Raw genomic sequence first — 18,085 nt, forward strand, 5'->3', positions numbered from 1 at the left:
CTTCAAGCGGCCGGCTTGTCCTTACGGATGTAATACGTCGCCGGCTTCGGATACGAGTCTCAAGAATTGCCCCTGTGCGACGGTGGGCATCCAATTGGCGCGAAGCGTGAGGCCGATCGGCCTTGCTGTGTGCCTCAGGTCAAGCGGCAGCGCCTTCAGGAGACCGCGAGAGAGCTCCGCCTGAGCTTGCAGGTAAGAGATACATCCAAGATGATCGGTCTTATTCAACAGCTCGCGCATCAGGATAAGGGAGCTGGATTCAACGATGCTGGCCGGGCGTCCAGCCAGACCGGCAAACAGCGCGTCGAAATGACCTCGGATGGGCGTGCCGCGCTGCCCTACGATCCAAGGGTAAGAGGCGAGTTCATCAAGCGAAACGTCCTTTTTGGTCACCAGGGGATGGCTGCTTCCGGCCACCACGACCAGGGTGTCGGTGAATAGAATTCGCTGCTCAACATCGCCGATCGGCGCGGGGTCGCGCAGCGCCCCGATCAGGAAGTCAATCTCTCCTCGGCGGAGGCCGGCCAAGAGGTCCGCATAGGGACCCTCCAGAACGTGGATCGGGGTCTTCGGGCGGAGTTTTCTGAATTCAGCGATAGCCCTCGGAAGAACGAAGGACCGTGACAAGGGCATTGCTCCAATGACGATCTTTCCCGCCTCCTCGGAAAGAGTTTCCGCAAGGTCTGCCTCTGCCTGGGCCAGCTCGGCAAAGGCAAGGCGTGCAGCCTGTGCCAGCGCCTGGGCGGTTTTCGTTGCCACAATGCCGTAGGAAGTACGCTCGAACAGGGGCCGGGCCGCCTCCTGCTCAAGCTGCGTCACAGCGCGATGGACGGTCGGCTGCGCGAGGCCGAGCCGACGTGCCGCAAGGGTGAAGTTCTCACATTCGCGCACCGCGATCAGCGCCTCCAATTGCGAAGTCGTCGCCACGATGCGCAGGCGAGGGCTGAGGTCCAAGAGGGCAGGGTCAAGGTAGCCGAATGCCCGCCGGACACGCCGTGCCAGAACCTCGCCTTGTGCGTTGACGAAAAGTCCTTGCGGTGTCCTTGCAAACAACGTCGTTCGCAGCTCGCGCTCGATCTTTGAAAGTGCCTGGGTGACGGCTGGCTGGGAAAGATGGCTGATCTCAGCCGCCTTGGTTACCGAACTGGTATCGACGACAGCCAGGAAGACCCTCAGGTGGCGCAGGTTGTGTTGTACTTTTGGCTCTGCTGATTGGGATGGGTTCAATTCGAGAAACGCTCCAGGATGGATTCCGCGCGTCCCTCCATGGAGGTTTCCGACGTTCGGATATCGAAATTCCCGACCTGTTGCTGCCAGTCGACCGTTGCCAGCGCCATTCGGTCCGGCAATCCCAGCTCTCTCAGGGTTGCGGCAACCTCCTGCATTTCCGCTGCGCGCCTTTTTCCGTGAACCATCATGCGTTCAAGGTTGTAAGCCGAGCGCGCGGTCCAGTCTATCCCGGGGTCTGATGCCTGGAGCGAGGCGAGGACATCCCTTTCAACGCCGGCCTTGCGCGCTGCCAGTATGCATTCGGCTGTGAGCGCCTCCAGTCCCTTGATCATGACGGAGCGCAGCATTTTTATCGAGGATGCCTGGCCAACCCGGTCTCCGGCGGCGCGAGCATTCATGCCGAGGCCGTCGAGAACCAGTTGCGCCCGGCCTACGGACGGGCCGGAGACAAGCAGAGGGGTGCGGTGCCGTGCGGGCTGGACAGGTGACATTACCGCAACGTCGACGTAGACGGCCCCGGCCGCCTCGACGAGCCGGGCGGCAGCCGCCTTCGTCGCAGGCGAACAGGAGTTGCAATCGAGATAAAGGGCGTCCCTTTCGAGGAACTCTGCGGCCTGTTCCGCCGCCTCGAAGGCGCGGTTTGCCGTGACGAGGCTGAATACGATGTCATGGCCTTTCAAAGCCTCGCCCGGGGATTTCGCGCAAAGGACGCCGAAGCGCGAGCAGGCCTGGAGAAGCGCCTCTCGGTGCGGCGGTTCTTGGACTTTGATGTCGAATGTGGATAGCGGTTCGCAGGTGAAGGTGTCTTCGGAAAGCCAACCGGCGACAAATGCCTGCGCTGCTTCTCCGAAACCGATGGTCGCGATGGCCGACATGATGGTCTTCGTCCTTTCATTTCGACTTTGTGATGCAGCGCAAGGCTGTTGATTGTCGTATCAGACCAGGAACGGGCGGGATGACTGCGTTTTCCCGCCCGGCTAGCTTCAGTGAGCGGGATCCTTGACCTTGTCGTAGGTCTGGAACTCCGTGTTGTAGAGCTCGCCGTCAACCTTCTCGACCTTGCGCATATAGATGTCCTGGACGATGTCACGCGTCTCGGGGTCGATCGAGATCGGGCCACGCGGGCTCTGGATCTGCAGACCCTTGGCCGCATCGACGAAGGCATTGCCGCTCGCATCGCCCTTTGTCTTGTCCAGCGTCTTGTATATGAGATCGAGAGCGTCCCAGGCGGCAGCCGCCACCATGTTCGGACGCATGCCATCGTTGATCTTCTTGAAGGCTTCAACGAAGGCCTTGTTCTCAGGGGAGTCGTGGCTCGCGGAATAGGGGCCGCCGGTGATGACGCCGATGGCGGGATCGCCCATGTTATTCAAGAGATCGTCGTCCGTCACGTCGGCCATGGCGATGACCTTGATGCCCGACTTGTCGAGGCCGCGTTCGACAAACTGCTTCATGAAGGCGGCGCCGGCGCCCGTGGGCACGAAGACGAAGAGGGCTTCTGGTTTTTCGTCCGCGGCGCGCTGCAGGAATGGTGCGAAATCCGGATTTGCGAGCGGCACCTTCAGCTTGGAGATCACGGTACCGCCGTTTGTTTCGAGGGTCCTGGAGAACCATTCCTCGGCGTCGGCGCCCGGACCATAGTCGGATACGATGCTGACGAACTTCTTGGCTCCGTTCTCAGGCGCCCACTTACCGATGACGCTGGCGACCTGGGGGATGGTCCACGAGGTCCGCAGCATATAGGGGGAGGACTTCATGATCGATGAAGTCGCGGCCACCATGATGACCTGCGGTATCTTCGCCCTCTTCGACAACTGGGCGACCGACAGCGCCGTCGGTGTATTGCCGAATCCGGTGAGAATCGAGACCTTGTCACTTGTCACGAGCTCCTGCGAGATGCGCAGCGCATTGTCCGGCACGCTGCCGTCGTCCTTGACGATGAACTCGACCTTCTTGCCGCCGGCCGCATCCGCGACGCCGAGAAGAACCGATGCTGCGAGAGGGCCCGTCATGCTCGACGTCCCGCCAACGGAAACGACGATGAGAAAGTACACCATGAACTTCAGCGGGAAGGTCGGATCGAGCCCGAGGATTTCGGCGCCGAGCGCACCCCCGAGACCGGCAAGGCCCGAGCCCACCGCAAAGGTGACGGCGAAGACCGTATTGACGCGAATGCCGACGCCGCGGGCGACACGACGGTCGTCGACCGACGCGCGCAGCCTGCTGCCGAAACGAGTCCGACCCAGCACCATCTGAAGCATCAGCGCAAGGATCCCGCACATGACGATCAGAAAGGCGCGGTAGACCCCGATGCCGACGCCAAGGACGGTGACGCGTCCCCGCAGAAAGTCGGGAAGATTCAGAATCTGCTGCTGAGAACCCATTACATAATCGATCCCGGCGACCGCAATGAATACGATGCCGATCGAGAACAGGACCTGGTCGAGGTGGGTCTTGTCGTAGAGCCGTGCGTAGAGCGTCTTTTCAAGCACGATCCCGACGGCTGCCGTCACGACGAAAGCGATCGGCAGCGTCAGCAGGAACGGCACGCCCCAGCGGTTCGTCAGGGTCACGGTGACGTAGCCGCCGGCCATGGCAAATGCGCCATGCGCCAGATTGATGAAATTCATGAGCCCCAGAGTGACTGCGAGCCCGCATGAAAGCACGAACAGCAGCATTCCGTAGGCCAGCCCATCGAACAGAAGGGTCAGCATTCTTCCTCCCTGGACCAACGGCTCCATCGGGTGTCCGGAGAGACGTCGCGTACCTGTCGTAACGGCTCTGGACAGAAACTGACCGAGCCCGATCGATGGCATAAGCTGTCCGGAAGCGGGCAAAATGCCCATTTCAAAATGGTCGAGGAGGTATAAGAAAAAGCTATAGTATTGCTGGGATATTCGAACGCCGGGATCTTGCTATAGCAAAAACTTATTGGGTTCGCCGGAATTCCAAATTGGCAAACAGGGGTCAGAAGACTGAAATCGCCGCCAATCAGGAAGGAGACCCCGATGACTGAAAAGAAGACGGCTCTCGTCATCAGTGCCCATGCGGCGGATTTTGTCTGGCGTTGCGGCGGAGCGATCGCCCTGCATGCGGAAAAGGGCTACGACGTCACTGTCGTGTGCCTGTCCTTTGGCGAACGCGGCGAGTCGGCGAAGCTCTGGAAGGAGCCGGGCATGACGCTGGAAAAGGTTAAGGCAGCGCGACGGGCCGAGTCCGAAAAGGCAGCAAAGGCACTTGGAATCCACGACCTTATAAGCTTCGACTTGGGCGATTATCCTTTGCGATTGAATGACGACGACAAGTACCGCCTCGTCGATGTCATCAGGAACGTGCAGCCGGCGTTCATGCTGAGCCATTCGCACTATGACCCCTACAATACGGACCACATGTATGCGACCCAAGTTGCGCTCGAGGCGCGCATGATCGCGCAGGCCTGGGGCCACAACCCGGGACAGAAGGTTCTAGGAGCGCCGCAGCTCTATCTTTTCGAGCCACATCAGACCGAACAGATGGGCTGGAAGCCGGATCTTTTCCTCGACATCACTCCGGTGTGGGACAAGAAGCGCGCGGCAATCGAATGCATGGAAGGACAGGAACACCTCTGGGAGTTTTATACCCGTGTCGCGCAGAACCGTGCCAATCATTTTCAGCGAAATTCCGGTGGGCAGTCGGGCGGACGGGCCGCCAAGTACGCCGAAGGCTTTCAGTCGGTCTTTCCGCGGACGGTCGACGAGCTGTAATCGGCCGAGGGAGGATTATCAATGGAACCCTGTTTCGACATCGCGCACCTCGCGCACGTCGAGATCTATTCGAACAAGTTCGATGAAAGTCTCGATTTCTTTCTGCGGGTTTACGGCCTGACGCTTGCCGGACAGGACGAGAACTCCGCCTATCTCAGGGCGTGGGACGACTACGAATTCCATACCTTGAAGCTTACTCGCCATCACACCAGCGGCGTTGGTCACATTGCCTATCGCACCTCCTCGCCCGAGGCGCTCGATAGGCGCGTAAGGGCGATAGAGACGAGCGGATACAAGGTCATCGGCTGGGTCGAAGGCGATCTCGGCCATGGCCGGCCATTCCGCTTCGAGGATCCCTTCGGGCATATGTTCGAGATCTACTACGAGACGATCCGTTACAGCCCGCCCGACGACGAAAAGCCCGCTCTGAAGAACATCGCGCAGCGCTATCACGGACGCGGCTGCCATCCCCGCCGCCTCGACCATCTCAATCTTCTGGCTTCCGACGTCTCGGAGTTCCGACGGTTCATGGAAACGTGCCTCGGCTCCAGAGTCACGGAGATGATCCAGCTTGACAACGGAAGGCTCGGGGGCTGCTGGTTCACCATCAACAACAAGGGCTATGACCTCGCGTGCACCGAGGAGCATGGCGGCGGGAACGCCCGCCTCCATCACGTCACCTATGCAACAGATACGCGCGAGGACATCCTCCGGGCCGCCGATATCTTCCTGGAGAACGGCGTCCATATAGAGACCGGCCCGCATAAGCACGCCATCCAGGGTACCTTCTTTCTCTATGTGTGGGAGCCCGCCGGCAACCGCGTCGAGCTCGCGAATGCCGGCGCGCGTCTCATCCTGGCGCCCGACTGGGAGCCGATCGTATGGACCGAGGCCGAGCGGAAGAAGGGACAGGCCTGGGGGCTGAAGACCATCGAGACTTTCCATACCCACGGCACTCCGCCGGTCGAAGAAAAGGGAGGCTGACGATGGGCATCGTTGTCCAGAATATCGCTCGTGCAGAACCGGACATCATCGATCGGCTTGGCAAGGCGGGCGTTGCGACCGTCCACGAGGCTCAAGGCCGCAAGGGAATGCTCGCAAGTTACATACGTCCCATTTATTCCAGTGCCCAGCTCGCGGGATCAGCGGTCACCATCTCTGCACCTCCTGGCGACAACTGGATGATCCATGTGGCGATCGAGCAATTGAGGGAGGGCGATATACTTGTGCTGGCACCGACCTCACCTTGCGACAATGGCTATTTCGGTGATCTCCTGGCGACCTCGGCACTGGCACGGGGCTGCAAGGGATTGGTGATCGATGCCGGCGTCCGTGACATCCGGGACCTGACCCGGATGCAGTTTCCGGTGTGGTCCAAGGCGGTGTCCGCTCAGGGCACGGTCAAGGAGACGCTCGGCTCCGTGAATATACCGATCGTGTGTGCAGGAGCGCTGATCGAAGCCGGTGATATCATCGTTGCCGACGATGACGGCGTCTGCGTGGTGAAACGCACCGAGGCGGAGGATGTCCTGATTGCGGCCGAGAAACGCGTAGCGAATGAAGAGGCGAAGCGGAAGCGGCTGGCAGCGGGCCAACTCGGACTGGATATCTATGACATGCGGGCGACGCTCCGAGAGAAGGGGCTGAAGTATGTCTGAGGGCGGCATCCCTTGTCTCTGGATGCGCGGCGGCACGTCGAAAGGCGCGTACTTTCTTGCCGACGATCTTCCCAATGACCCGGGTGAACGAGACGATCTCCTGTTGCGGATCATGGGGTCGCCCGACCCGAGGCAGATTGACGGCATCGGCGGCGCCGACCCGTTGACCTCGAAGGTCGCGGTGATTTCGCCATCGAGCCTTGAGGACGCCGATGTGGACTATCTTTTCCTCCAGGTGTTTGTTGACCAGGCGCTTGTGAGCGACGCTCAAGGGTGCGGAAACATTCTGGCCGGCGTGGGGCCTGCGGCAATCGAGCGGGGGATCGTGAAACCGACCGGCGATGTCACACCGGTCCGGATCCATATGGTGAATTCCGGTGAGGTCGCGGTTGCCCGGATTGAAACGCCGAACGGCCGGGTAAACTACGCCGGCAACGCCGAAATCGCCGGCGTTCCCGGTCATCATGCCCCCATACCGCTTCTCTTTGAGAACATTGCGGGCTCGATGTGCGGCGCTCTGCTTCCCACGGGCAACAAGGTCGACGTGATTGACGGGATTGCGGCGACGTTGATCGACAACGGCATGCCGAGCGTGATCATGCGCGCTGCCGACTTCGGTTTGACGGGCGCGGAAACGCGGGAGGAACTGGAGGCAAATGCGGAAGTGAAAAAACGCATTGAATCCATTCGCCTCCAGGCCGGGCCGATGATGAATCTCGGTGATGTCAGGACTGCTTCGGTTCCGAAGATGACACTGGTATCGCCAGCCAGAGAGGGCGGATCGATATGCACACGCAGCTTCATTCCGCATCGCGTTCACGCCTCCGTCGGTGTCCTGGCCGCCGTCACCGTCGCGACAGCAACGCGACTGGAAGGTTCGCCCGCAGCTGAATGCGTCAGTACGCCAGAGGACGGACTTTATAAAGTCGAACACCCAACGGGGGCCATGGAGGTTTTTCTGGATCTGGCCGCTGACGGCTCGATAAAGGCGGCGGGCACGATCAGGACGGCACGAAAGCTATTCGACGGCCGAACTTTTCCAATCGCAAGTGGAGAGTAGTTGCGCCGAGCCGACCAGGATCGAAACGGCCCTGCAACGTCGTCATCACAAGTTCATGCTGCGGATTTATTGCGAAAAGGCAATTTCCGGCAAGGGAGGCATGCCATGGTTGACGTCGGTTCGAATGGAGTCCACGGAGCAGAGAGCGGACATCCCCTTGATCGTCGGCACGGCGGCATTGGCCGCTGGTTCTTGCCGATCTTCGGTGTCATCCTTGTTTGCGGCCTCGGTTATGTCGCCTATGCGCTCGGCAAGGACCTTGCGAATGCGGTCGCGGTTCCGTGGATCCTGCTCGGACTGGCGCTGCTGATCGCGCTCGGCTTCGAATTCGTCAACGGCTTCCATGATACGGCCAACGCCGTTGCCACCGTCATCTACACCCGGTCGATGCCGGCTGAGTTCGCCGTCATCTGGTCGGGTTTCTTCAATTTCCTCGGCGTCCTGACCTCCTCGGGCGCCGTTGCCTTCGGCATCCTGGCGCTCCTGCCTGTCGAATTGATCCTCCAGGTCGGTTCCGGTTCCGGACTTGCCATGGTCTTCGCGCTCTTGATCGCGGCCATCATATGGAACCTCGGCACCTGGTATCTCGGCCTGCCGTCATCGAGCTCGCATACGCTGGTCGGCTCGATCATCGGCGTCGGTCTTGCAAACCAAGTCCTGGCGCCGGTCGGCACTGCGACCAGCGGTGTGGATTGGTCGCAGGCCACCAACATCGGCATGTCGTTGCTCATATCGCCGCTCATCGGCTTCGGCCTCTCGGCAATTCTGCTTCTGGTGCTGAAAATGCTGGTGCGCAACAAGACCCTCTATCAGGAGCCGAAGGGCAATCAGCCGCCGCCGCTCTGGATCCGCGCCATCCTGATCTTCACCTGCACCGGCGTCAGCTTCGCCCACGGCTCGAACGACGGGCAGAAGGGCATGGGCCTGATCATGCTCATCCTGATCGGTCTCGTTCCGACCGCCTTCGCGCTCAACCGCACGCCTGATGTCAACTATCTCGAAGCCTACAAGGCGGCGTCCGCGCAGGTCGAGACGGCGCTCGGCAAATATGTGAAGCCCGGGGTCACGGTCGCCGATTACAAGGCGGAGGTCGGCAACGCCGTCAAGAACAAGACATGGACGGATGTAACGACGCTGGCGCTGCAGCAATATATCCATGCCACCAGTGCCGAAGTCGCCGCCTTCCCGACGCTCGATTCGGTACCGACCAGTCTCGTCGGTAACGTGCGCAATGACATCTACCTGATCGGCGAGGCCCTGAAGCTGATCGACAAGCAGAAGCTGTTGCCGATGGATGCCGGCGATCTACAGGCGGTGACGAACTATCACAAGGCGGTCGACAATGCGACAAAGTTCATCCCGATCTGGGTGAAGGTTGCCGTTGCTCTGGCGCTTGGCCTCGGTACGATGGTCGGCTGGAAGCGGATCGTCATCACCGTCGGCGAAAAGATCGGCAAGACGCATCTGACCTACGGCCAGGGCGCAGCCGCGGAGGTCGTCGCCATGGTGACGATCGGCGCTGCCGACCACCTCGGCCTGCCGGTCTCGACGACACATGTGCTGTCCTCCGGCGTCGCGGGCACAATGGCCGCAAACGGTTCCGGCTTGCAGGCGGCAACGGTGCGCAATTTGCTGATGGCCTGGATCCTGACGCTGCCTGCTTCGATCGCCATCGCGTTCGTTCTCTTCGTAGTCCTGCGCCAGGTGTTCTGATCCCCTCATCATCGGTGGACGTTGTACGCGCCTTCTCTTCAAATAGCAGTTTTCGACCGCTAGCGCGCCTGCCCCGATCCGGCGAACGCTTGGAGCAGCACTCCGTCTCTTCGTTTTTCGTACGTCATCATTGCGGCAGTTTCATTTTTCGATAAAATGAAAGAAAACGAATGGTGCGGGAATGTTTCTGACGGGCCGGCAGGCGGAAATCCTCGATTTGGCGAAATCAAATGGTCGCGTTCTGGTGGAGGAGCTTGCCGCCCGCTTTGCGGTGACGCCGCAGACGATCCGCAAGGATCTGAACGATCTCTGCGATGCCAAGGTACTGACGCGCATCCATGGCGGGGCGACATTTCCGAGCGGAACCGAAAATGTGAAATACGAGGCCCGTCGCCAGATCGCGGCGCAGGAAAAGCAGGCGATCGGGCTTTCGGCAGCCGCGATGATCCCGAACAATTCCTCGCTCTTCATCAACATAGGAACGACAACCGAGGCGGTCGGCGAGGCATTGCTGGATCACCACGAATTAATGGTGATCACGAATAATATCAACGTTGCCAATCGGTTGCGGGTTTTGCCGACGATCGAGGTCGTGATCGCGGGCGGCGTGGTTCGCGGCTCGGACGGCGGCATCGTCGGTGAGGCGGCTGTCGATTTCATTCGCCAGTTCAAAGTGGACTACGCCGTAATCGGAGCGTCCGCCATAGATGCGGACGGTGCGCTTCTGGATTTCGATTTTCGCGAAGTGAAAGTGGCGCAGGCGATTATCGCCAATGCTCGCCATGTGGTTCTCGTTGCCGATTCGACCAAATTCGAGCGCACTGCGCCGGTCCGTATCGGACATCTGTCGCAGGTCCATACCTTTATCACCGACGATTGCCCGCTCTCGGCAGTTCGCCGAATCTGTCATGAAAACAACGTCAAACTCATCGAGACTTCAAAGATGAAGTCGAACGACAAGGTTCGATTCGAAAGTACATAGCATTCGTTTGACATTCGAAAAGTTTTCGTTTTAAGTTATATTAGTTTCGCAATTGCGCCAAATTTGTGCAATGCGAAGCAGGGTTCGGAGGGATGCGTGAGCAGCCAGGCTTTCGACATTTTCGTCATCGGCGGCGGCATCAACGGCTGCGGCATTGCCCGTGATGCCGTGGGCCGCGGTTATTCGGTGGCGTTGGCCGAAATGAACGATTTCGCTTCCGGAACCTCATCGGGCGCCACCAAGCTCATCCATGGCGGTCTGCGCTACCTCGAGCATTATGAGTTCCGCCTGGTGCGGGAATCGTTGATGGAGCGCGAGGTGCTATGGGCGATGGCGCCGCATATCATCTGGCCGTTGCGCTTCGTCCTTCCCTATCATAAGGGCGGCATCCGCCCGGCCTGGCTGATCCGCCTCGGGCTGTTTCTCTACGACCATCTTGGCGGTCGCAAGCTGTTGCCGCCGACTGCGGTGCTGGACATGCGTCGCGATCCGGCAGGAAAGCCGCTGAAGGCACTCTTTGCCAAGGCTTTTGAATATTCCGACGGATGGGTCGACGATGCCCGCATGGTGGTGCTGAACGCACGCGACGCTGCCGACCGCGGTGCATTGATCATGCCGCGTACCAAGGTGATCTCGGCGCGGCGGGACGCAGGTATCTGGACTGTCGACGTTCAGGATAGTGTGACCGGCAGACAGACGACGCTGCAGGCTCGCCTTTTGGTCAATGCCGCAGGCCCGTGGGTCGATCACGTTCTTGCGGATGCGTTTGGGAAGAACGAGGTGCATAATGTCCGCCTCGTCCAGGGCAGCCACATCGTCGTGAAGAAGAAGTTCGACGATCCGCGCGCCTATTTTTTCCAGAACCCCGACAACCGCATCATCTTCGCCATACCTTACGAACAGGACTTTACACTTATCGGCACGACCGATCGCGATTACAATGGCGACCTGAGCGATGTCAGGATCTCTGAGGAGGAGACCGACTATCTGTGCCGCGCAGCTTCGGAATATTTCCGGGAACCGGTCCGGCGTGAAGACATCGTCTGGACCTATTCGGCTGTGCGTCCGCTCTATGACGACGGCGCATCGAAGGCGCAAGAGGCGACGCGCGACTATGTCCTCAAGCTCGAGGGCGAGGAGGGTGAAGCACCGCTCCTCAATGTATTCGGTGGCAAGCTTACCACCTATCGAAGGCTTGGTGAGCATGCGCTTGAAAAGATTGGCGAGGCGATCGGCGTCAAGGGCACTCCGTGGACGGCAAAGAGCAATCTTCCTGGCGGTGATTTCCCGGCTCAAGGCTACGAGGCGGAAGTTGGCAAGGTCAAAAGTCGTTACCCGTTTCTGGCTGAGGCTCATGCCCGCCGGCTGGTGCGCCGTTACGGTACCAGAGCGTTTGCTTTGTTAGGAAGCGCCCAGAAGATCGAAGATCTGGGGAGGAGCTTCGGCAGCGATCTCTATGAATGTGAAGTTTTGTGGCTGATCCGGGAAGAGTGGGCGCGGCACGCCGAAGACGTGCTTTGGCGCCGGACCAAGAAGGGTCTTTATCTTACAAAGGAACAGGCCGCTCTGTTGGAGGAGTACATGGCCGCCGTGCCGGCGAAAATGGCCGGATAAGGCGGTATGTGATCCCGTCGGTGAGGAGGCACGGGAACCGGAATGCTGGAATTGCGCAACACTGCCAAGATGGTAGGCGGTGAGTATCATATCTATCCGACTGATCTGGCGTTTGAGCGCGGTACGCTGAACGTCCTGCTCGGACCGACGCTGTCGGGAAAGACCTCGCTGATGCGGCTGATGGCAGGGCTCGATCGCCCGTCCAGCGGCTCTGTCCATTTCGACGGCGTCGATGTCACCGGCAAGCCGGTGCAGCAGCGAAACGTCGCGATGGTCTACCAGCAGTTCATCAATTATCCGGCGCTGACGGTCTATGAGAACATCGCATCGCCGATGCGCATATCCGGCAAGGACAGCGCCACGATCGACCGCGAAGTCCGCGGCGCGGCGGAACTTCTGAAGCTGACGCCTTATCTCGATCGCACGCCCCTCAGCCTCTCCGGCGGGCAGCAGCAGCGCACTGCGCTTGCCCGCGCGCTGGTCAAGAACGCCAGTCTGGTTCTTCTGGACGAACCGCTCGCCAATCTCGACTACAAGCTGCGCGAGGAACTGCGCGAAGAGCTGCCGAGGATATTCGCCCAGTCCGGTGCGATCTTCGTCTACGCGACGACTGAGCCTTCGGAAGCGCTTCTCCTTGGTGGCAATACCGCAACGCTCAGCGAAGGACGCGTCACGCAGTTCGGCCCGACAATCAGCGTCTATCGCAATCCGGTCGATCTTATCACCGCCAAGACTTTTGCCGATCCGCCACTCAATTTCATCCAGGTCGTCAAGGCCAAAGGGGCCTTCGAGCGCGAAGGGACCAGCGCTTTTGCCGTCCCGCCGCATCTTTCCGCAATGGCGGACGGCCCGGTCACGATCGCCTTTCATCCGCATCATCTCGGGCTCAAGCCGCAGACAGCCGAAGCTGCGCAACTGAGAACCCGCACGCAGGTTTCCGAGATCACCGGATCGGAGAGTTTCGTTCACGTCAACTATGACGGTGTGCGTTGGGTGATGCTGGCGCATGGCGTTCATGACATCGATCCCGATACCGAGATCGATGTCTTCATGGACACCCGTCACCTGATGGCATTCGACACCGATGGCCGCGCCATCGTGACGGTCGGCCAGAAGGCTTGAGGAACAGCGACGATGGCAAGGATCACACTCGACCATATTCGTCACGCTTACGGCCCGAACCCGAAGACGGACAAGGACTGGGCCCTGAAGGAAGTCGATCACGAATGGAGCGATGGCGGCGCCTATGCACTGCTCGGCCCGTCCGGCTGCGGCAAGACCACACTGCTCAACATCATTTCCGGTCTGCTGCAGCCTTCGCACGGCCGCATCCTCTTCAACGGCGAGGACGTGACCAATCTTTCGACGCAGAGCCGCAACATCGCGCAGGTCTTCCAGTTTCCCGTCATCTACGACACCATGACGGTTTACGACAACCTCGCCTTTCCGCTGCGCAATCGTCACGTTCCGGAAGCGGAGGTTGACCGCCGTGTCCGTGAAATTTTGGAAATGACCGATCTGACCAGCTGGGCGAAGCGCAAGGCGCAGCGTCTGACCGCCGATCAGAAGCAGAAGATCTCGCTCGGCCGCGGGCTTGTGCGCAACGACGTCAACGCCATCCTGTTCGACGAGCCGCTGACCGTCATCGACCCGCACATGAAATGGGTGCTGCGGTCGCAATTGAAGCGTCTGCACAAGCAGTTCGGCTTCACCATGGTTTATGTCACGCATGACCAGACCGAGGCGCTGACCTTCGCCGAGAAGGTCGTCGTCATGTATGAGGGCGAAATCGTCCAGATCGGCACGCCGGCCGAGCTCTTCGAGCGTCCGAGCCACACATTTGTCGGTTATTTTATCGGTTCGCCGGGGATGAATATCATGCCCGCCAGGATTGAGGGTAGCACCGTCCGCGTCGGCGACGAAACGCTCGCCCTCGACTACGTGCCCAAAATTAATGGCGCGGCAAGGACCGAACTCGGCATCCGGCCGGAATTCATCCGGATTGGCCGCGACGGCATGCCTGTTTCCGTTACACGCGTTGAGGATATCGGCCGGCAGAAAATCGTCCGGGCGCGGTTCGCGGGCCAGCCGATCGCGATCGTCGTTTCGGAGGATGCCGACATTCCCGCCGACGCACGCGTCACTTTCGATCCCGGCGCCGTCAGCATCTACGCCGACTCCTGGCGCGTCGGCAGGGAGGCCTGACTATGGAAAAGACCTGGAACAACAAAGCCTGGTTTCTGGTTCTGCCGGTCCTGTTGCTCGTCGCCTTCTCGGCCGCCATCCCGCTGATGACGGTGGTGAACTACTCGGTGCAGGATACGTTCGGCAACAACGAGTTCTTCTGGGCCGGTACCGACTGGTATATCGAAATCCTGCATTCCGACCGCTTCTGGGCAGCGCTGCAGCGCAACCTTATCTTCTCCTTCATCGTTCTTGCGATCCAGATCCCGCTCGGTGTCTTCATCGCGCTCAATATGCCGCGAAAAGGCATCGGCGTGCCGGTCTGCCTGGTGCTGATGGCGTTGCCGCTCCTGATACCCTGGAATGTCGTTGGCACGATCTGGCAGGTCTTCGGCCGCGTCGATATCGGCCTCCTCGGCCGCGCGCTGGAAGCGGTCGGGCTCGATTACAACTATGTGCGCGATCCCGAAGACGCCTGGGTGACCGTCATTCTCATGGATATCTGGCACTGGACGAGCCTGGTGGTGCTGCTCTGCTATGCAGGTCTCGTGTCGATCCCTGACGCTTATTATCAGGCCGCCAAGATCGACGGCGCCTCGCGCTGGTCCGTCTTCCGCCATATCCAGCTTCCGAAGATGAACAGGGTGCTGCTGATCGCCGTGCTGCTGCGCTTCATGGACAGTTTCATGATCTATACCGAACCCTTCGTCGTCACCGGCGGCGGGCCTGGAAATTCGACGACGTTCCTGTCCATCGACCTCGTAAAGATGGCCGTCGGTCAGTTCGACCTCGGGCCGGCGGCGGCGATGTCGATCATCTACTTCCTGATCATCCTGCTCCTGTCGTGGATCTTCTACACGGTCATGACCAGCGGCGAAGCCAACAGATAGAAAGGGAGGGCGAGCGATGAGACAGACATACAAACCCGCTGGCAGCCTTTCCTGGCTCGTGCCGACGATCTACATCATCTTTCTGCTGTTGCCGATCTACTGGCTCGTCAACATGAGCTTCAAGGAGAATGCGGAGATCACCGGCACGTTTTCCCTCTGGCCGCTGAACCCGACGCTTCGCAACTACAGGATCATCTTCACGGATCCATCCTGGTATAGCGGCTATATCAATTCGATCATCTATGTGGTGATGAATACGGTCATCTCGGTGGTGGCTGCGCTGCCGGCGGCCTATGCCTTTTCCCGCTATCGCTTCCTGGGCGACAAGCATCTGTTCTTCTGGTTGCTCACCAACCGAATGGCGCCGCCTGCGGTCTTCGCCCTGCCGTTCTTCCAGCTCTATTCCGCTTTCGGCCTGATCGATACGCATATCGCGGTGGCGCTTGCCCATTGCCTGTTTAACGTGCCGCTGGCGGTCTGGATTCTCGAAGGCTTCATGTCCGGCGTGCCCAAGGAGATCGACGAAACCGCCTATATCGACGGCTACTCTTTCCCGCGCTTTTTCGTGCGGATCTTCATGCCCCTGATCGCAAGCGGCATCGGCGTCGCCGCCTTCTTCTGCTTCATGTTTTCCTGGGTGGAACTGCTCCTGGCGCGTACGCTGACGACCACGGATGCCAAGCCGATCGCTGCCACCATGACACGCACAGTTTCCGCCTCCGGCCTCGATTGGGGCGTGCTCGCCGCGGCCGGTGTCCTGACGATCATCCCTGGCGCGCTCGTCATCTATTTCGTCCGCAACTACATCGCGAAGGGCTTCGCGCTCGGGCGCGTGTGAGGAGGAAGAAGAATGGACTTTTCCTGGATGGCATGGACGCTGCCGACAGCGCTCTTCTTCCTGGCGATCCTCGCACTGCTGATCGCCATGAGCATATGGGAATATTTTTCGCCGGGCGGTTCACCTCGTGTCGGCCTGCTGCGTTTCGAAACGACGCGGGGTGACCGGCTGTTCATCTCGCTGCTCGGCGCGGCATACATTCATCTCGCGTGGCTGGGTCTGGTTGGCCCCGGCCTGTGGTGGGCTCTTGCCATCTCCGTAGTCTACGCCATCGGCGTCTTCCGCTACGTATGACGGCAAGCTGATACAGATGGCCGGGGGTTCTGGCCGCCTGAACATGATAACTGCAATCGCTACCTTGGGAGGATATGATGCGAAGGCAATTATTGACGACGACAGCGGCGATGCTGCTAGCCTTGACCGGATCGGCCTATGCCGGAATGGATGAAGCCAAGGCTTTTCTGGACAAGGAAATCGGCGATCTCTCGTCGCTTTCCCGCGCCGACCAGGAAAAGGAAATGCAATGGTTCATCGATGCTGCCAAACCTTTCGCCGGCATGGAGATCAAGGTCGTTTCCGAGCCTATCGAGACCCACAGCTATGAATCTAAGGTCCTGGCGCCGGCGTTCACCGCGATTACCGGCATCAAGATCACCCACGACCTGATCGGCGAAGGCGATGTCGTCGAAAAGCTTCAGACGCAGATGCAGTCCGGTGAAAATATCTACGACGCCTATGTCAACGATTCGGACCTGATCGGCACGCATTGGCGCTACCAGCAGGCTCGGTCGCTGACCGACTGGATGGCGAAAGAAGGCAAGGACGTCACCGACCCGGACCTCGACGTGGACGACTTCATCGGAAAATCGTTCACGACGGCCCCGGACGGAAAGCTCTATCAGCTGCCTGACCAGCAGTTCGCAAACCTTTACTGGTTCCGCTACGACTGGTTCAACGACGAGAAGAACAAGGCGGATTTCAAGGCCAAGTACGGTTACGATCTCGGTGTTCCGGTCAACTGGTCAGCCTATGAGGATATTGCCGAGTTCTTCACCGGCCGCGAGATCAACGGCAAGAAGGTCTTCGGCCACATGGACTACGGCAAAAAGGACCCATCGCTCGGATGGCGGTTCACCGATGCCTGGCTCTCGATGGCCGGCAACGGCGACAAGGGCATTCCGAACGGAAAGCCGGTCGACGAATGGGGCATCAAGGTCGATGAGAACTCCCGCCCCGTCGGTTCCTGCGTTGCCCGTGGCGGTGATACGAACGGCCCGGCAGCCGTCTATTCGATCGAGAAATATCTCGCCTGGCTGAAAGCCTACGCGCCGCCGGAAGCCCAGGGCATGACCTTCTCGGAATCCGGTCCGGTTCCGGCACAGGGCAATATTGCGCAGCAGATCTTCTGGTATACCGCCTTCACCGCCAACATGGTCGACGCAAACGCCAAGGCCGTGCTGAACGATGACGGTACGCCGAGATGGCGCATGGCGCCTTCGCCGCATGGCGTCTATTGGAAGGACGGCATGAAGCTCGGTTACCAGGACGCCGGCTCCTGGACGCTGCTCAAGTCGACCCCGGACGATCGCGCCAAGGCCGCCTGGCTCTATGCCCAGTTCGTCACCTCCAAGACCGTGGACGTGAAGAAGAGCCATGTCGGCCTCACCTTCATCCGCCAGTCGACCCTCGATCACAAGAGCTTCACAGATCGCGCACCGAAGCTCGGTGGTCTGATCGAATTCTATCGTTCGCCGGCTCGCCTGCAGTGGTCGCCGACGGGTACGAACGTTCCTGACTATCCGAAGCTTGCGCAGCTCTGGTGGCAGGCAATCGGTGACGCCTCTTCGGGGGCCAAGACGGCTCAGGAGGCTATGGATTCTCTCTGCTCGGAGCAGGAAAAGGTGCTCCAGCGCCTGGAGCGTGCGGGGATCCAGGGCGATATCGGTCCGAAGCTCGCCAAAGAGCATGATCTGGAGTACTGGAACGCCGATGCCGTAAAGCACGGTAATCTGGCGCCGCAGCTCAAGATAGAAAATGAAAAGGAGAAGCCGATCACGGTCAACTACGACGAGCTCGTCAAGAGCTGGCAGTCGAAGTAATACGAGATCGGCACCGGCCGGGAGTACGGGGCTCCCGGCCGGACTTCCCGAAAGCATCGACTAAAGGCGAAGCC

Annotated in this window: 16 protein-coding genes; 13 read left to right on the forward strand and 3 right to left on the reverse strand. The window is 59.8% G+C overall.

From position 1 onward, the window contains the following. Positions 1–21: 21 nt before the first annotated feature. From AAE029_RS28105 to AAE029_RS28115, 3 genes are all read right to left on the reverse strand, one after another. Positions 22–1,227, reverse strand: coding sequence for a LysR family transcriptional regulator (locus tag AAE029_RS28105; protein ID WP_371076201.1), 1,206 nt, complete (start codon positions 1,225–1,227; stop codon positions 22–24). Then, on the reverse strand, positions 1,224–2,105 hold the full coding sequence (locus AAE029_RS28110; protein WP_371076202.1) for a DUF1932 domain-containing protein: 882 nt from the start codon (positions 2,103–2,105) through the stop codon (positions 1,224–1,226). Before AAE029_RS28110 ends, AAE029_RS28105 begins: the two co-directional genes overlap by 4 nt. 108 nt (positions 2,106–2,213) lie before the next feature. Further along, positions 2,214–3,944: an ABC transporter substrate-binding protein gene (locus AAE029_RS28115; protein WP_371076203.1), complete on the reverse strand. Its 1,731-nt coding sequence runs from the start codon at positions 3,942–3,944 to the stop codon at positions 2,214–2,216. Between the two features lie 294 nt (positions 3,945–4,238). On the opposite strand from AAE029_RS28115, the gene AAE029_RS28120 reads away from it, so the two are divergent. The 13 genes from AAE029_RS28120 (at position 4,239) to AAE029_RS28180 (ending at position 18,011) form a co-directional block, all read left to right on the forward strand. After that, positions 4,239–4,973, forward strand: coding sequence for a PIG-L deacetylase family protein (locus tag AAE029_RS28120; RefSeq protein ID WP_371076204.1), 735 nt, complete (start codon positions 4,239–4,241; stop codon positions 4,971–4,973). Between the two features lie 21 nt (positions 4,974–4,994). Next, positions 4,995–5,957, forward strand: a complete 963-nt coding sequence (locus tag AAE029_RS28125) for a VOC family protein (protein ID WP_371076205.1) — start codon at positions 4,995–4,997, stop codon at positions 5,955–5,957. Between the two features lie 2 nt (positions 5,958–5,959). Next, positions 5,960–6,631, forward strand: coding sequence for a 4-carboxy-4-hydroxy-2-oxoadipate aldolase/oxaloacetate decarboxylase (locus AAE029_RS28130; RefSeq protein WP_371076206.1), 672 nt, complete (start codon positions 5,960–5,962; stop codon positions 6,629–6,631). Further along, the gene (locus tag AAE029_RS28135) at positions 6,624–7,691 is read left to right on the forward strand and encodes a 4-oxalomesaconate tautomerase (protein WP_371076207.1); all 1,068 of its coding nucleotides are present in this window, start codon (positions 6,624–6,626) and stop codon (positions 7,689–7,691) included. Before AAE029_RS28130 ends, AAE029_RS28135 begins: the two co-directional genes overlap by 8 nt. Positions 7,692–7,796: 105 nt before the next feature. Beyond that, positions 7,797–9,404 carry an inorganic phosphate transporter gene (locus AAE029_RS28140; protein WP_371076208.1) on the forward strand — a complete coding sequence of 536 codons (1,608 nt, stop codon included), beginning with the start codon at positions 7,797–7,799 and terminating at the stop codon, positions 9,402–9,404. A 181-nt stretch (positions 9,405–9,585) separates the two neighbouring features. Next, complete coding sequence (locus AAE029_RS28145; protein ID WP_371076209.1) at positions 9,586–10,386, forward strand: DeoR/GlpR family DNA-binding transcription regulator; 801 nt, start codon at positions 9,586–9,588, stop codon at positions 10,384–10,386. Between the two features lie 63 nt (positions 10,387–10,449). After that, positions 10,450–12,000, forward strand: coding sequence for a glycerol-3-phosphate dehydrogenase (gene glpD, locus AAE029_RS28150; RefSeq protein WP_371076210.1), 1,551 nt, complete (start codon positions 10,450–10,452; stop codon positions 11,998–12,000). Between the two features lie 42 nt (positions 12,001–12,042). Further along, the gene (locus AAE029_RS28155; protein WP_371076211.1) at positions 12,043–13,122 is read left to right on the forward strand and encodes an ABC transporter ATP-binding protein; all 1,080 of its coding nucleotides are present in this window, start codon (positions 12,043–12,045) and stop codon (positions 13,120–13,122) included. Positions 13,123–13,134: 12 nt separating this feature from the next. Further along, a complete protein-coding gene (locus AAE029_RS28160) occupies positions 13,135–14,205 on the forward strand; it encodes an ABC transporter ATP-binding protein (protein ID WP_371076212.1) in 1,071 nt (356 codons plus the stop codon). 2 nt (positions 14,206–14,207) lie between these two features. Beyond that, the gene (locus tag AAE029_RS28165; RefSeq protein WP_371076213.1) at positions 14,208–15,074 is read left to right on the forward strand and encodes a carbohydrate ABC transporter permease; all 867 of its coding nucleotides are present in this window, start codon (positions 14,208–14,210) and stop codon (positions 15,072–15,074) included. Positions 15,075–15,090: 16 nt separating this feature from the next. Further along, a complete protein-coding gene (locus AAE029_RS28170) occupies positions 15,091–15,912 on the forward strand; it encodes a carbohydrate ABC transporter permease (protein WP_371076214.1) in 822 nt (273 codons plus the stop codon). Between the two features lie 12 nt (positions 15,913–15,924). Next, positions 15,925–16,206 carry a DUF2160 domain-containing protein gene (locus tag AAE029_RS28175; RefSeq protein WP_371076215.1) on the forward strand — a complete coding sequence of 94 codons (282 nt, stop codon included), beginning with the start codon at positions 15,925–15,927 and terminating at the stop codon, positions 16,204–16,206. A 77-nt stretch (positions 16,207–16,283) separates the two neighbouring features. Then, positions 16,284–18,011 carry an ABC transporter substrate-binding protein gene (locus AAE029_RS28180; protein ID WP_371076235.1) on the forward strand — a complete coding sequence of 576 codons (1,728 nt, stop codon included), beginning with the start codon at positions 16,284–16,286 and terminating at the stop codon, positions 18,009–18,011. Positions 18,012–18,085: the final 74 nt, after the last annotated feature.

It is taken from the genome of Sinorhizobium sp. CB7 (genome assembly GCF_041357635.1).
In the GTDB taxonomy this organism is placed as follows: Bacteria; Pseudomonadota; Alphaproteobacteria; order Rhizobiales; family Rhizobiaceae; genus Rhizobium.